Source organism: [Bacillus] enclensis, assembly GCF_001456935.1.
GTDB lineage: Bacteria > Bacillota > Bacilli > Bacillales > Bacillaceae_B > Rossellomorea > Rossellomorea enclensis.
In genome coordinates, this window is sequence record NZ_KQ758483.1 from 662,605 (window position 1) to 678,326 (window position 15,722).

The 15,722-nt window shown below is 41.9% G+C and carries 15 protein-coding genes; 13 read left to right on the forward strand and 2 right to left on the reverse strand.

Annotated features, from left to right (window positions below):
• Positions 1-343 precede the first annotated feature (343 nt).
• Positions 344-1,297: a stage V sporulation protein K gene (gene spoVK, locus AS034_RS10920; RefSeq protein ID WP_032088706.1), complete on the forward strand. Its 954-nt coding sequence runs from the start codon at positions 344-346 to the stop codon at positions 1,295-1,297.
• Between the two features lie 51 nt (positions 1,298-1,348).
• Here spoVK and AS034_RS10925 read toward each other — a convergent pair whose 3' ends face one another.
• Positions 1,349-1,957, reverse strand: a complete 609-nt coding sequence (locus tag AS034_RS10925; protein WP_032088705.1) for a trimeric intracellular cation channel family protein — start codon at positions 1,955-1,957, stop codon at positions 1,349-1,351.
• Between the two features lie 187 nt (positions 1,958-2,144).
• Between AS034_RS10925 and hflX the strand changes: the two genes are divergently transcribed.
• The 4 genes from hflX to glnA all read left to right on the forward strand — a co-directional run bounded on the left by hflX (position 2,145) and on the right by glnA (position 6,622).
• Entirely contained in the window at positions 2,145-3,413 is a 1,269-nt protein-coding gene (gene hflX / locus AS034_RS10930) for a GTPase HflX (protein ID WP_419184980.1), read from the forward strand.
• Complete coding sequence (locus AS034_RS10935; protein WP_058298469.1) at positions 3,413-4,690, forward strand: methionine gamma-lyase family protein; 1,278 nt, start codon at positions 3,413-3,415, stop codon at positions 4,688-4,690. Before hflX ends, AS034_RS10935 begins: the two co-directional genes overlap by 1 nt.
• 141 nt (positions 4,691-4,831) lie before the next feature.
• Positions 4,832-5,248, forward strand: a complete 417-nt coding sequence (locus tag AS034_RS10940) for a MerR family transcriptional regulator (protein WP_032088702.1) — start codon at positions 4,832-4,834, stop codon at positions 5,246-5,248.
• A 39-nt stretch (positions 5,249-5,287) separates the two neighbouring features.
• Positions 5,288-6,622: a type I glutamate--ammonia ligase gene (gene glnA, locus AS034_RS10945; RefSeq protein ID WP_032088701.1), complete on the forward strand. Its 1,335-nt coding sequence runs from the start codon at positions 5,288-5,290 to the stop codon at positions 6,620-6,622.
• 108 nt (positions 6,623-6,730) lie between these two features.
• Here the strand turns inward: glnA and lexA are convergent, their stop codons facing one another.
• Positions 6,731-7,351 (reverse strand): transcriptional repressor LexA, encoded by a 621-nt coding sequence (gene lexA / locus AS034_RS10950; RefSeq protein WP_032088700.1) that lies wholly within the window; start codon positions 7,349-7,351, stop codon positions 6,731-6,733.
• A gap of 160 nt (positions 7,352-7,511) precedes the next feature.
• Between lexA and yneA the strand changes: the two genes are divergently transcribed.
• The 8 genes from yneA (at position 7,512) to AS034_RS10990 (ending at position 15,717) form a co-directional block, all read left to right on the forward strand.
• Positions 7,512-7,838: a cell division suppressor protein YneA gene (gene yneA, locus AS034_RS10955; protein ID WP_058298470.1), complete on the forward strand. Its 327-nt coding sequence runs from the start codon at positions 7,512-7,514 to the stop codon at positions 7,836-7,838.
• A gap of 15 nt (positions 7,839-7,853) precedes the next feature.
• The gene (locus tag AS034_RS10960; RefSeq protein WP_058298471.1) at positions 7,854-8,504 is read left to right on the forward strand and encodes a YneB family resolvase-like protein; all 651 of its coding nucleotides are present in this window, start codon (positions 7,854-7,856) and stop codon (positions 8,502-8,504) included.
• A gap of 89 nt (positions 8,505-8,593) precedes the next feature.
• Positions 8,594-8,827, forward strand: coding sequence for a DUF896 domain-containing protein (locus tag AS034_RS10965; protein ID WP_032088697.1), 234 nt, complete (start codon positions 8,594-8,596; stop codon positions 8,825-8,827).
• 472 nt (positions 8,828-9,299) lie between these two features.
• Complete coding sequence (gene tkt / locus AS034_RS10970; RefSeq protein WP_032088696.1) at positions 9,300-11,303, forward strand: transketolase; 2,004 nt, start codon at positions 9,300-9,302, stop codon at positions 11,301-11,303.
• 168 nt (positions 11,304-11,471) lie between these two features.
• Positions 11,472-11,909 (forward strand): sporulation inhibitor of replication protein SirA, encoded by a 438-nt coding sequence (gene sirA, locus AS034_RS10975; protein WP_058298472.1) that lies wholly within the window; start codon positions 11,472-11,474, stop codon positions 11,907-11,909.
• An 84-nt stretch (positions 11,910-11,993) separates the two neighbouring features.
• Positions 11,994-12,212, forward strand: coding sequence for a YneF family protein (locus AS034_RS10980; protein WP_032088694.1), 219 nt, complete (start codon positions 11,994-11,996; stop codon positions 12,210-12,212).
• Positions 12,213-12,324: 112 nt separating this feature from the next.
• Positions 12,325-13,449: a CamS family sex pheromone protein gene (locus AS034_RS10985; RefSeq protein WP_032088693.1), complete on the forward strand. Its 1,125-nt coding sequence runs from the start codon at positions 12,325-12,327 to the stop codon at positions 13,447-13,449.
• A 519-nt stretch (positions 13,450-13,968) separates the two neighbouring features.
• Positions 13,969-15,717: an ABC transporter transmembrane domain-containing protein gene (locus tag AS034_RS10990; protein WP_058298473.1), complete on the forward strand. Its 1,749-nt coding sequence runs from the start codon at positions 13,969-13,971 to the stop codon at positions 15,715-15,717.
• Positions 15,718-15,722 lie beyond the last annotated feature (5 nt).

Sequence of the window (15,722 nt, forward strand, 5' to 3'; positions counted from 1 at the left end):
CTAATGAATTGAAATTGACAAAGCTGCCAGATCTATTTTCAGGCAGCTTTTTTATATGCTCACCCATATTCTTGATACTTTTGATAATGAAAAATGAAAAGGTTGAATAGAATGATATGAGAATCAATTTGAATCCTTAACTTGAAATCTAATAAGGATGAAGCCGGGATGCATTTCAACAGTCTGAACGTCAATGATTCTGTATATTTCTCGGGAAAGCGCATGATATGACAGGATTCTGCGTTTTTTTCATTTATTCTTTATAGGCATTTGTCTCCCAAAAAGGCCTCTATGTATTAACTGTCTGCAGAATGGTGAGGTGAAATAAGTGGAACAGCAACCAATGAGAATGAAAAATAACGGGCAAATCAGTATTGTCCTGAATTCCCAAAAACGCAATTCGGTGAGGGATACCCTGAAGCCCGATAGCCTGCCTCAATCACAACCACTCCCTCAAGAGCATGTGGCTCTAAAGGAGATTGAAGAAGAGTTAGGGGCTCTTGTCGGGATGGAAGAAATGAAAAAGATGGTCAAAGAAATTTATGCATGGATTTATGTAAATAAAAAACGGGAAGCCATGGGGTTAAAAGCTGGAAAACAAGCTCTTCATATGATGTTCAAAGGTAATCCCGGAACCGGGAAGACCACTGTTGCAAGAATTATCGGGAAATTATTTTTAAAGATGAATGTTTTGTCGAAGGGCCATCTGATCGAAGCGGAAAGAGCGGATCTGGTCGGTGAGTACATTGGACATACCGCCCAAAAGACGAGGGATTTAATCAAAAAATCCCTTGGAGGAATATTATTCATCGATGAAGCGTATTCGCTCGGCAGGGGCGGGGAAAAAGACTTTGGTAAAGAAGCAATCGATACCCTGGTCAAACATATGGAAGATAAACAGCATGAGTTTATATTGATACTTGCGGGTTATTCAAAGGAAATGGATCATTTTCTAACGTTGAATCCCGGTCTTCAATCTAGATTTCCTCTGGTCTTTCATTTTCCGGATTATTCGGTGGATCAACTGATGGAAATAGGAAAAAGAATGCTGGACGAAAAACAATATGTATTGAGTTCAGATGCTGAGAGAAAAATCAGGGATCACTTACACTCTGCTAAAAATTCTTTATCGCCCATGGCATTTTCCAATGGAAGATACGTGAGGAATATACTGGAAAAATCAATCAGGACGCAAGCGATGAGACTGCTGCTTGAGAATTGTTACAGCAAGAATGATTTAATTACCATCAGAAGTAATGACCTAATCTTTTCAAAAGGGAATATCGAATCATTATGACGGATGAACAGTAAAACCAGCATTCTATGAGAATGCTGGTTTTTTGTGGTTTCAACCATGTGCCCTGAGGCTTCTATTGGGCAGCCGCCACTTGTACAAGTATGACAGGACACGCAGGGAGGTGGTCAGTATAAATAAAGTATAAAGTTCAAACGGTGAACTTGTAATACCCAGACCAACTGCCACTCCGCACATGACTGCCCAGACAGCATAAATTTCAGAGCGCAGTACTAGGGGCTTTCTTCCGGCTAACAGATCACGGATGATCCCCCCGCCGCTTCCGGTCAATACGGCTGCCACGATGACGGCTGAAAGAGGATGATTCATCTCATATGCGTACAGGGCTCCCTGTATCGCAAAGGCAGAAAGACCTACTGCGTCAAAGAAGTTCCCCCATCGGCGCCAATGTTTTAATAGATTATTAGGGAAAATAAAAACGGCAGTAATGGCCAAGAGAGCAATTTGAAACAACATTCCCTGTTCCCATAAGGCCGAAACAGGCACCCCGATAAGCAGGTTCCTGATGGCCCCTCCGCCAAAGGCAGTGACGATGCCTAAAATGTAAACTCCCAATATATCATATTCTTCTTCCATTGCAATGATCGCCCCGGATACTGCAAATGCAACCGTGCCGATGATGCTTAGTACTTCCCAGGTCATGTTATCCCCTCCTTGCCAGGTCTGTCATCCTATGTAATTAATAAGAGTTCGTTTATTCAAACATACTGATTTTAACACGAAAAAATACATTTGCAATCATTTTTGGTTACTTTAAAAATAGAGTTTGTATATCACTTTTGATAAGATGGAATTTATACAACTAATTCAGAAGAAAGAAGGGCGCTTATTGCAACGAGATGTGAAAGAAAAAATCCTATTGACCGGTTGTCAGCTGGATGAAGATGATCTCCGTTTTCAATATAGTATGAAAGAACTTGAAGAATTGGCAAAGACAGCACAGGGTGAAGTAATGGCGGTGCTGTCTCAAAAACGGGACCGGATCGATCCCGGTACATACATAGGGAAAGGGAAGGTCGACGAGTTAAAGGCGTTGGAAGAACAATTCGACCCAGACATCATTATCTTTAACGATGAGCTTTCGCCAAGTCAGGTAAGGAATCTTTCAAAAATACTTGACGCCAGGGTAATCGACAGAACACAGTTAATCTTGGATATTTTTGCTCAGCGTGCAAGATCCCGGGAAGGAAAACTTCAGGTGGAACTTGCCCAGCTTCAGTATCTGCTTCCCCGTTTGATCGGAAAAGGCACTTCACTTTCAAGGCTTGGCGGCGGAATCGGGACCAGGGGACCGGGAGAAACAAAGCTTGAAAGTGACAGAAGGCATATTCATCGCAGAATCGATGATATTAAGAAGCAGCTTCAGACTATCGTGGAGCATCGAGAAAGGTATCGTGAAAGACGGAAGAAAAATAATACCTTCCAGGCAGCCCTGGTGGGTTACACGAACGCAGGGAAATCTACATTATTCAACCGGCTTTCCACCGCAGAATCATACGAAGAGAATCAACTGTTTGCCACATTGGATCCGATGACACGGAAAATGGCTCTGCCGAGTGGTTACTTCACTTTACTGACTGATACTGTCGGCTTTATACAAGATCTTCCCACCTCTCTGATAGCAGCCTTTCGCTCTACCCTTGAAGAAGTAAAAGAAGCGGATCTTCTATTACATGTTGTGGATAGTTCTAATCCAGATTATCATCAGCATGAAGAAACCGTTCAGTCACTGCTTGAAGAGCTGGGGATGGATGGGATGCCGATGCTGACCGTGTACAACAAGCGTGATATCATCCATCCGGAGTTTGTGCCTGTTAGCGGGGCAAATCAGATTTTGATCAGTGCGATTGACAGCGAAGACCGAAGGCAGCTTTTATTGAGGATAGAGGATATGGTAAAAAAACAAATGGATAAATATCAAGTACAGGTACCTTCAAATGAAGGGAAGGTTCTTTCCCAGCTCAAGAATGATACCATTTTATTGAATCTGTACTTCGATGAGGATACCCAATTGTATGAAGCGGAAGGATATCATTTGAAAGACCATCAGATAAGCGGAAGCATCAAGAAATTTCAAAAGCAGAAGGGAAGCAAGTAATGTTAGAACAACTCAATCATGGGCAGATTCTAAAACCTGTCGTTAATAAAGTAGAAAACTTAATTCAATCAACTCATAGGGAAATCGATGAAAGATCAGAGAAGAACCAGTTTAAAGTTCTTCAATCTTTTCAAAAACACAAAGTCAGTGACTCCCACTTCATCCCGTCCACAGGATACGGTTATGACGATGCAGGCAGGGACACACTCGAAAAAATATATGCAGATGTATTTGGCGGTGAAGCAGGGTTGGTCAGGCCGCAGATCATCTCAGGCACCCATGCGATCTCAATCGCTTTATTCGGTATATTAAGACCCGGTGATGAACTTGTGTATATCACTGGTAGACCATATGATACCCTGGAAGAAATCGTAGGGATAAGAGGCGAAGGGAACGGATCGCTCAAAGATTTCAACATTTCATATAAATGTGTTGATCTGGATGAAACCGGCAAGGTGGATTTTACAAACGTCCAAAAGGCCATCTCCCCTAAAACAAAAATGATCGGTATCCAGCGTTCGAAAGGATATGCAAACCGGCCTTCTTTTACTATAGAAGAAATCCGGGATATGATTGCTTTTGTTAAGGAAATCAATCCTCATATTGTTGTATTTGTAGACAATTGCTACGGTGAATTCGTTGAGGATATAGAACCTTGCCATGCTGGAGCTGATCTGATGGCTGGTTCACTTATCAAGAATCCGGGCGGAGGCCTTGCCAAGACAGGCGGTTACATAGTAGGGAAAAAGGAACTGGTTGATAGCTGTTCCTATAGAATGACCTCTCCGGGGATAGGGGCAGAAGCGGGTGCCTCACTTTATAGCTTACAGGAGATGTACCAAGGCTTCTTCCTTGCTCCCCACGTAGTGGCGCAATCTTTGAAAGGAGCTGTATTCACTTCTGCCATGCTGACCGAGATGGGAATGAATACAAACCCTGGTCCTCTTGAAAAGCGAACAGATCTAATTCAATCAGTGCAATTTAATGATAAGGAAAAGATGATCGCTTTTTGTCAGGCCATTCAATTTGCTTCTCCAATTAATTCTCATTTTACGCCGTACCCAAATTATATGCCCGGCTATGAGGATGATGTCATCATGGCGGCAGGTACTTTTATCCAGGGTTCAAGTATTGAATTATCTGCAGATGGCCCGATCAGACCTCCTTATACAGCTTTTGTACAGGGTGGCCTGACATATTCTCATGTCAAAATTGCAGTATGCACGGCACTGAATCATTTAATTGAAAAAGGTTTACTAAACGTTAAAAAGGGATAATAGAAAGGTAATTGGATAGTCTAAAATCGACTATCCTTTCCTTTTGAAACTTCATGTAAGTTTTTCTAACATTTCATTGACAGAATACTTAACATTACATATAATGATACCATGAAGGAAAAGAAAAGGAGGGTATCGCAGATGAGTGGAAGTGAAATTCGTCGAACGATGGCATTGTTTCCTATCAGTATTGTCATGCAGCTCACGGACTTAACGGCTCGTCAAATCCGATACTACGAAGAGCACGGGTTGATAACCCCTGCGCGCACAGAGGGGAATCGCAGACTCTTTTCCTTGAATGACATTGATAAACTGTTGGAAGTTAAGGATTTGTTAGATCAAGGGGTGAACATGGCGGGAATCAAGAAAATTTTCTCGGTTAATGCCGTGGACGAAAAGAAAGTAGTATCTGAAACAAGCAAGCAGGAGGAAGGAAAAGCAAGGCAGGATCTATCTGACGAACAGCTTCGTAAATTACTCCGGAATGAATTGATGCATTCAGGGAAATTTAACCGGGCTTCCTTGCGTCAGGGAGATATGTCCCGCTTTTTTCATTAATAAATAACCTTAAATGAATCTGAGGAGGAATTACAACAAATGGCAAAGTATACTCGTGACGATGTGATCAGATTAGCGAATGAGGAGGGTGTTAAATTCATCCGTCTGCAATTCACAGACATTTTAGGGACAATCAAAAATGTTGAGATCCCTTTCAGTCAGCTTGAGAAAGCATTGGATAATAAAATGATGTTTGACGGATCTTCAATTGAAGGCTTCGTACGAATCGAAGAATCAGATATGTATCTATTCCCTGACCTGGACACATGGCTTGTATTCCCATGGACTGCAGAAAAAGGGAAAGTTGCACGCTTGATCTGTGATATTTACAATCCGGATGGGACACCTTTCGAAGGTGATCCGCGTAACAACCTGAAGCGAGTATTGAAAGAAATGGAAGAGCTTGGATTCTCTGATTTCAATCTTGGGCCTGAACCGGAATTCTTCCTTTTCAAGCTGGATGTAAATGGTGAACCTACACTTGAGCTGAATGATAATGGGGGTTATTTCGACCTTGCACCTACAGACCTGGGTGAAAACTGCCGCCGTGATATCGCCCTTGAGTTAGAAGAAATGGGCTTTGAAATCGAAGCTTCCCACCATGAGGTAGCGCCTGGGCAGCATGAAATCGACTTTAAATATGCAAGTGCCCTTAAAGCTTGTGATGATATCCAGACATTTAAATTGGTTGTAAAAACAATTGCACGTAAACACGGACTTCATGCAACGTTTATGCCGAAACCTTTATTCGGTGTGAATGGTTCCGGGATGCACTGTAATATGTCGTTATTTAAGGATGGCAAAAATGCATTCTTTGATGAAAAAGGAGACCTTCAATTAAGTGAGACAGCTCGTCAATTCCTTGCAGGTACAATCAAGCATGCCACTGCATTTACGGCGATCACGAATCCGACGGTAAACTCCTATAAACGATTGGTTCCTGGATACGAAGCTCCATGTTACGTAGCGTGGTCTGCTCAAAATAGAAGTCCTTTAATCCGTATCCCGGCTTCCCGCGGAATCAGTACACGTGTTGAAGTCAGAAGTGTCGATCCGGCAGCTAACCCATATCTGGCTATGTCTGTCCTTCTTGCGGCTGGTCTGGATGGAATCAAAAATAATCTTGATGCACCGGCTCCGATTGACCGCAATATCTATGTAATGGATAAAAAGGAACGTGAAGAAGCGGGTATCATTGATCTACCTGCTACTTTATATGCAGCATTGGAAGAACTGAAAAAAGACGAAGTAATCATCAAATCCCTTGGGGGGCACATCTTCGAACACTTTGTGGAAGCGAAGGAGATCGAATGGGATATGTTCCGTACTCAAGTTCACCCTTGGGAAAGAGAACAGTATATCCAAATGTACTAAGATGGACTTTTATAGCATTAAAGCCAGCGCATTCTTCAGCGCTGGCTTTTTTTTGCGTATGGCGGACAAAACAAAAAAAACGCTGATTCCAGCGTTTTTTTTTGATAATTAATGAACCTGGCGATAAACACCAATAACTTTACCTAGGATAGAAACATTTCGTAATATGATTGGACCCATTGTCGAGTTTTCCGGCTGGAGTCTGACATAATCCTTTTCTTTGAAGAAGCGTTTTACTGTCGCTTCGTCTTCTTCCGTCATGGCGACGACGATATCTCCGTTGTTGGCCGTCTGCTGTTGTCTTACAATGACGAAGTCCCCGTCGAGAATTCCGGCTTCTATCATACTGTCCCCCATGATTTCGAGCATGAAAACCTGCTCATCTGAAGGAGCCAGACGTTCGGGAAGAGGAAAGAATTCCTCAACGTTTTCGACAGCCGTAATCGGCTGTCCGGCAGTTACCTTACCGATCAAGGGCACGTTTACAACTTTCTGGCGTGGAATTGTATCTTCTTCCAGATCAAGTATCTCTATTGCCCTTGGCTTGGTGGGATCACGCCGGATAAGCCCTTTGCTCTCGAGCCTTGCAAGATGACCGTGGACCGTTGAACTTGAAGCCAAACCGACAGCTTCACCTATTTCCCGGACTGATGGCGGATAACCTTTTTCTTTAACAGATACTTTAATGTATTGAAGTATGTCTTGCTGTCGTTTAGACAATTTAGTCATGTACACGCACCTCTATTATCGATCTTATGTTCCCATTATAGCATGTCTTTCCAACTGATACAAACATAAGTTCGAATTTTTCGGTTGACACCAAACGGATGTTCGTATTACAATCTAGTTACAAACAAACAGAACAAACATTCGTATGGAGGTCATTTATATGTTAACACAAATTTGGAATCGTTTTTCTTATATAATCATTCTTTTTGTATTATCTTTTTTATCAGCGGGTTACTTAGTGGTATCGGGGGGGAGCGATCCTTCATATGAGACGGTCACCGTCAATAAGGGGGATACTCTCTGGACGATTGCTGAGAAGTTTGAAGGGGAATACAATATGACGAGGGAAGAGTTCATCGAATGGGTGGGACATGAAAATGATTTAATCTCCTTCGCGATAGAGCCTGGGATGTCATTGATTTTGCCGGTCGAAGCATCTTCATATTCCACCCAATCCGATATACAGCTTGCGATAAATAATAAGTAGAGGGTGAATGTCTATATGAAAGCAGCGATTTACTGCAGAGTGAGCACAAAAAAAGATACGCAGGAGACTTCACTGGAAAGACAGGAAGCAGAATTGTTAAAGCTTGCAGAAGAACATCACTTTGATGTGGAGGCAGTGATAAAGGATCAGGCCAGTGGGTTTGAACTGGATCGACCGGGTGTACTTACCCTTCTGGACTTGATAAAGGATGGTTCGATTGATGCAGTTCTGATCCAGGATGAAACGAGAATTGGCAGGGGGAATGCTAAAATAGCCTTGATACATTGCATACTGAAAGAAGATATCAAGATTATCAGTCAGACTCACAGCGGCGAACTGCATTTATCAGAGTCAGACTCGATGGTCATCAACATAGTAAGCATGGTGGAAGAATATCAAAGGAAGCTTCATAATCTGAAAATAAAAAGAGGGATGAGAAGAGCGGTTGAAAATGGTTTCCGCCCCCAAAAGAATTTGAAAAACAGAGGAAATCTGGAGGGAAGGGAAAGGATAGAAGTTCCCGTGGAGGAAATTGTGCGATTAAGAAGTAATGAGCTGACATTTGCAGAAATTGCAGCTACCCTGAGAGGGTTCGGATATAATATATCAAAGGCCACGGTACATAGGAGATATAAAGAGTATATGGACTCCGTCAAGGAAACATAACCCTTGTCAATGAAGCTCTTATCTAGTAACATATCGGTATATTTATTGAAGCAATGTACTGGATAAAAGCTGTAAAGGAGTTTTCATAGATGCTATCTAAGAAAAAGATGAACAGGATAAATGAACTTGCCAAGAAGTCAAAAGAGAGCGGACTGACTGACAGTGAAGCGAAAGAACAAACAAAATTAAGAAAAGAATATCTTGAAACATTCCGTCAGTCAATGAAAGGCACCATCGAGAACACACGCATTTTCGACACCGACGGCAATGAAGTCACTCCCAAAAAAATTAAAGACATCCAAAACAAACGCAAAATGCATTAGTGCAATGGAAAGATAAAAAATATGTTAAAAGATCCGAACAAATGTTGAAGTTTCTTTAATTGTACTTCTTATTAGTTCGGATTTTGTTATTTTGAAATATTAAATTCAAATTTTTTTCTGCATGTTTCAGCTTTTGATTGGAGTGGAAGACGAAGACTCCTGCGGGAGAAGTGGCCAATGTGAGACCCCGGAGGCGAAGCCGAGGAGGCTCAAGGGTCACCCGCGGAAAGCGAAGTCTTCCCACGGAAATCAAAAGCGTTGTTAGGATTGATATGTGCATTTTAATCCTTTTAATCCCTTTAATCCCTGGATTTGTAAGAAAACACTAAAAACATAACGAAAATCCCGAACATCAAAGGTTTTTATTTTCCAACAAAACAAAGTCATGTTATCATTCAAGTTAGTTGTATAAACTACCCAAGAAGATTAATATTAATAATAAGCAAGTATGAAAAGGAAGGATGTCTGACCAATGTTTGATAATACAGATCAATTAGCAATTAATACAATTCGAACTTTATCAATCGATGCAATCGAAAAAGCAAATTCGGGTCACCCGGGTATGCCTATGGGTGCAGCTCCAATGGCGTATGCACTATGGACACGCTTTATGAACCATAACCCTAAAAACCCTGAATGGTTTAACAGGGACCGCTTTGTTCTTTCTGCTGGACACGGTTCAATGCTTTTATACAGCATGCTTCACTTATCTGGATATGATGTTTCCATGGATGATCTTAAAGGATTCCGTCAATGGGGAAGCAAAACTCCGGGACACCCTGAGTACGGCCACACTCCAGGGGTAGAAGCAACAACCGGACCACTTGGTCAAGGGATTGCAATGTCAGTAGGTATGGCACTGGCAGAACGACATTTAGCTGCAACATACAACAAAGACAACTATAACTTAGTGGACCATTATACATACTCGATCTGTGGTGATGGTGACTTGATGGAGGGTGTATCTTCCGAGGCAGCTTCATTGGCCGCTCACCTTAAACTTGGCCGCCTGGTCGTTTTATACGATTCCAACGATATCTCACTTGATGGTGAGTTGGATAAATCATTCTCTGAAAGTGTGAAAGGCCGTTTTGAATCATATGGCTGGCAGTATATCAGGGTTGAAGATGGAAATGATCTCGACGAAATCTCCAAGGCGATCGAAGAGGCTAAAGCCGATACTTCACGTCCTACAATGATTGAAGTGAAAACAGTCATCGGTTACGGTGCTCCAAATAAATCAGGAAAGTCGGATGTTCACGGTGCACCTCTTGGTGAAGAGGAAATGAAGCTTACGAAAGAAGCTTACAAGTGGACATTTGACCAGGATTTCCATGTTCCGGATGAAGTGTACAGCCGTTTTGAAGAGAAGATTCAGCAAACTGGCTCTCAGAAGGAAGAAGAATGGGCAAGTCAATTTATAAAATATAAAGAAGAATATCCTGAATTAGCAGTTCAATTGGAAGCTGCTATCAAAGGTGAGCTTCCTGAGGGCTGGGACAGTGAAATTCCTGTATATGAAGAAGGCAAGTCACTTGCCAGCCGTGCCTCTTCTGGTGAAGTATTGAATGCCATTGCGAAAAATCTTCCTTCCTTCATCGGTGGATCTGCTGATTTAGCCGGTTCGAATAAAACGATGATCAAGGGAGCTTCAGATTTCACTCCTGAGTCCTACGAAGGGAAGAACATCTGGTTCGGTGTCCGTGAATTCGGTATGGGTGCAGCAATGAACGGGATGGCTTTACATGGCGGCCTTAAAGTATTCGGTGGAACATTCTTCGTATTCAGCGATTATTTAAGACCTGCTATCCGCCTTGCAGCGCTTATGGGTCTTCCTGTGACTTATGTATTCACTCATGACAGTATTGCAGTAGGGGAAGACGGCCCGACTCATGAGCCTGTTGAACAACTTGCGTCCCTGCGTGCAATGCCTAACTTATGTGTAATCCGACCTGCTGACGGTAACGAAGTAGCGGCTGCATGGAAGCTTTCCATGGAAAATACTGAGCAGCCGACGATGCTTGTATTATCACGTCAAAATCTCCCTACTTTAAAGGGAACTGCAGACAAGGCTTATAATGGAGTGGCTAAAGGTGCATACGTAGTTTCACCTGCTGGTAAAGAGCAGCCGGATGCATTGCTGCTTGCTACAGGTTCTGAAGTGAGCCTGGCAGTAGAAGCACAAAATGCCCTAGAGAAAGATGGTATCAGTGTTTCTGTTGTAAGTATGCCATCATGGGACCGTTTCGAAAAGCAGTCTAAAGAATATAAGGATTCAATCCTGCCTAAGGGAGTAACGAAACGTCTTGCCATTGAAATGGGTTCACCTCTTGGATGGGACCGTTATACTGGTCCGGACGGAGATATCCTGGCCATCAATGGATACGGTGCTTCAGCTCCTGGTGAAAAAGTTCTTGAGGAATATGGTTTTACTACTGATAATGTGGTTTCAAGAATCAAAGCTTTACTTCAATAAGGTTTGAGGCTCACACTGGCTGACTCCTTTTACGGGAGTCAGCCTTTTTACTTTTCTTCATGGAACTCCACTTCGACAAAACTAGAGCAATTTCTCAACAATTTATGACATGGTGCTCTTCTATCTTCCTTTATACTTAATAGAAGGAAATGTAGGGGGGATCATAAGGTGAGAAATTATCAAATCTATTGGATTGAAGAATCGTTTGCCAACCACTACTATGGACGTGAAAGAATGTTTTTTGGGCTTTTCTCTGATTGGGAAAGAAGCTCAGGTGATCTGAATAAAATCATATCCAAGCAAGTGGAATTCATCACTAAACCCATTCCTTACCTTCCTACACACAGAATCCTGCAGCATGAACTGGTTAAGGTTGAGGGAGCGAAGTGGATTGATACTACTGCAATCATCGAGGGAGAAGATTCAGGCGCAAATCTGTTGATGAATGAAAGAAGCATTTCGATAGAGGCATGGGGCCCCAATGACTGCGAGTATTTATTTTTCGAAATCCTAAGAAGGAATATGGGGCAGCTGCTTGCCATCGACCTGGATAACGAGAGATACGGCTGGCTGAAGCCTATAAAACAAAGAAAATTTATATATTAATAAGAAATTATGACAGAAATATTGTATAATGTTCTTTGGTTTAGTACACTTTTATAAGGACAACATGAAGGAGGAAGTAAGAACATGTCAACTTGGCTAGTTGTTCTAGTGGCAGTTATAGCATTACTTGCAGGAATTGCACTAGGATTTTTCATTGCTCGCAAATACATGATGAGCTACCTAAAGAAAAACCCGCCTATTAATGAACAAATGCTTCGCATGATGATGATGCAGATGGGACAGAAACCATCACAAAAGAAAATCAATCAAATGATGAATGCAATGAACAAAAATATGAAGTAATAGAACAGAGCACTCACCGAGCTGAGTGCTTTTTCTATTTAAGAGAAAAACTTCAACATTTTATTCAGTATAAAAATAAAATTATGATAGAATAGGGTGCGGAGGGAGTCAAATGAAAAAATGGATGATTGCTTCTCTTTCACTTTTCGTCTTTTTAGCCGGATGTAATAAAGATCCACAAGAAGTGATTGATGAAGATACGCTCGAAATACAAGACAGTGCTGCAAGTGATGCACGGGAATATTTAACCTATAAGGTCGATAAGCAGAAAAAATCAGTCAACCGTGGTTTGATAACGATGATGATTAATAACCGGAGTGATATGGATGAAATTGAGACGGGCCTAATGTCATTATCAACCGACCACTTTTCACCCGATGACTATGTATACCAAGAGGGACAGTATCTGACAAAAATCAACTCTTGGTTAGGAAGAGAATCGAAAGATAACAAAGAAGGTTTGAATCCGTCCATAAAAATTACAGAAGGAATGGGCTGGGAAGAAAGAATCGAAAGAGAGAAGAAAGACCCAATGTACCTTGCTTATATACATGAGCAGAACTATGTTGATTCAAAAGGGAAAATCCAGGGAATCTCTCTCGGATTCGCAATGAATAAGATAGACTACATACGGGTAAAAGATTCCAAGGGGCTGATGCATTTTGATGAAAGTGTCATTGATGACAAAACCTTGGAGAAATACGGTAAAGAAGCTGCCAAAAAGGTAGTGAGCAGAATACGCTCCACGAAAGAATTGAAAAATGTACCGATCTTCATTTCACTTTATAAACTGCAGCCCTTGAACAGTGTGGTGCCGGGTAATTATTTCACCAGTACATTCGTTGATGATAATGAAAACGGGATAAAAAAGTGGGAAGACATAAAAGAAAAGTATTATTACTTTCCAAGCAAGGAAGGGGAAGAAAAGGACCGCGACCTCTATAACCGGATCAGGGATCTTGAGGATTATGTTGCACAATACTTCTCCCATCAGGATATTGAATTTGTAGGTAAAGCGTTATACAAAAAAGAAAATGTGAACCAACTGGTCATCGATGTTCATACCGGTATGGTCAAAGATACCGAACTTATTGGGTTTGCCCAGGCAATCGGACCGGAGATTGTCGACTACTTCCCTCATATGCCCGTGTATTTATACGTGAAAACGCCGAAAGGGCTGAAAGCAACCATTGTAAAAGAAGTAGACCAAGAACCTTTTGTAGAAATTCATGAATGATATTTTGATCAATAGAGAACGAAGTTGAGACAATATTGATTTATTCTAAGTAAAACTCGAACAAATTTGTTCGAGTTTTTTATTGTACTTTTAGGAGTTTAGCTATTAACAGCGTTTGATTGGATTGCAAGAGGAAGACTCCTGCGGGAAGAGTAGTTTATGTGAGACTTGTCTAGCTCCAGGGCTTAGAGGCACATGTCATAAGTCAAACCGCCCAAGAAGGCAAAGAACGCCTTCGTGGTCGATTCGTCTTATGCCACACGCCTCTCTTCAAAGCCCTTCCGCTTTTCTTCCCGCAGGCTTGCCAAGGAGGCTCACGGGCTACCCGCGGAAAGCGAAGTCTTGCGCGGAAATCATTAGCGTGGTATAAAGTCTCCACTAAAATGTAAAGATTTAGACCTTGGCTATAAAGTTTTGTCTCCCCCATGGTTTTTATGTTGGAAATGAAAAAATGATTTCTCAATATTAGAAAATTTGGTAAAATAAAGAGTCATTTACTTTTACTTCGGAGGATTTCGTATGAGGGTCTTTTTGGATTTAAAATGGTTCTTTATTCAAGAAAGGAAGTCTTACTTAACGGGGATTGTTATCCTCTTATTTGTTGCCTTGCTTCAGCTGATTCCCCCAAAAATCGTGGGAATTGTCGTGGATAATGTGAAAAACAATAATCTGACTGCGGACCAATTGATGAAATGGATGGTTATCCTCATGGGTTCGGCAGTCTCCATGTATGGACTGCGATACGTATGGCGCATCATGATTTTTGGTTCTGCTACCAAGTTATCCAGACTGCTCAGAAATCGGCTGTATCGTCATTTTACTAAAATGTCACCGTCATTTTATCAAAAAAAGAGAGTCGGTGATCTAATAGCTCATGCGAGCAATGATTTACAGGCCATTCAGCAGACGGCAGGTTCCGGTGTTCTGACTCTGGTTGACTCCCTTGCAACGGGGGGATTTGTCATAATCGCCATGGCTTTTACGATTAGCTGGAAGCTCACATTGATTGCACTTATTCCTATGCCTTTTATGGCGCTGTTGACAAATTATTACGGTACGCTTCTTCATAAACGTTTCAATAAAGCGCAAGAGGCCTTTTCCAGCCTTAATGACAAAACCCAGGAGAGTGTTTCAGGAATAAAGGTTGTGAAGACTTTTGGCCAGGAAAAAGAGGATATTGAATCATTCAAAAAAGAATCAAGTGATGTTGTGGAAAAAAATATGGCGGTGGCAAGAGTGGACTCACTGTTCGATCCAACCATTTCCATCATTGTGGGCCTATCCTTCTTATTATCCATCGTTTTTGGTTCCCGTCTGGTTGTGAATGGAGAATTAACAATAGGGCAATTGATCTCCTTCACTACCTATCTTGGGTTATTGATATGGCCGATGCTTGCATTCGGCTGGCTCTTTAATATCGTTGAGCGGGGCAGGGCTTCCTATGATCGTGTAGCCAGCTTATTAAGTGAAGAGGTAGAAATCAAAGAGGAAGAAGACGCCATTCCTGCCATTCCTGCAGGGGATATTGAGTACAGAGTGAATATGTTCAACTACCCTGCTGAAGAAAAAAGTTCGTTGAAAAACATCCACATAATGATTGAAAAAGGCAGTACGGTTGGGATAGTCGGAAAAACCGGTTCGGGTAAAACTACTCTGCTCCGTCTGCTCTTAAGGGAATTTGAAGGGTATGAAGGAGAAATTTTGATGGCAGGCCATTCAATTAAGGAATATAAACTCTCGGCTTTGCGTGAAGCATTCGGATACGTACCTCAAGATCATTTCTTGTTTTCAACAACCATTTTTGACAATATCGCCTTTGCGAACCCACAGATTGACCGCTGCCGGGTGGAAGAGGCTGCAAGGCTTGCCCATATCCATGATGATATCAAAGACTTCACATTTGGGTATGAGACAATAGTGGGGGAAAGGGGTGTATCCTTGTCGGGAGGTCAGAAACAGAGGATTTCAATCGCCAGGGCACTCTTGATGGATCCGGAAGTACTGCTTCTTGACGATTCGCTGTCTGCAGTGGATGCGAAAACGGAAGAAGCCATTTTATCTTCACTCAGAAAAAATAGAAATGGAAAGACGACCATTATTACAGCTCACAGGCTGAGTGCAATCCAGCATGCTGATCTCATTGTTGTCCTTGATGAAGGAAAGATCGTTGAACGGGGCACACATGCAGAGCTGATGGCCAATAAAGGAAAGTATAGGGAAATGTATATCAGACAGCAGTTAGAAGAACTAGTGGAGCACGGGGGGTGAAGGGA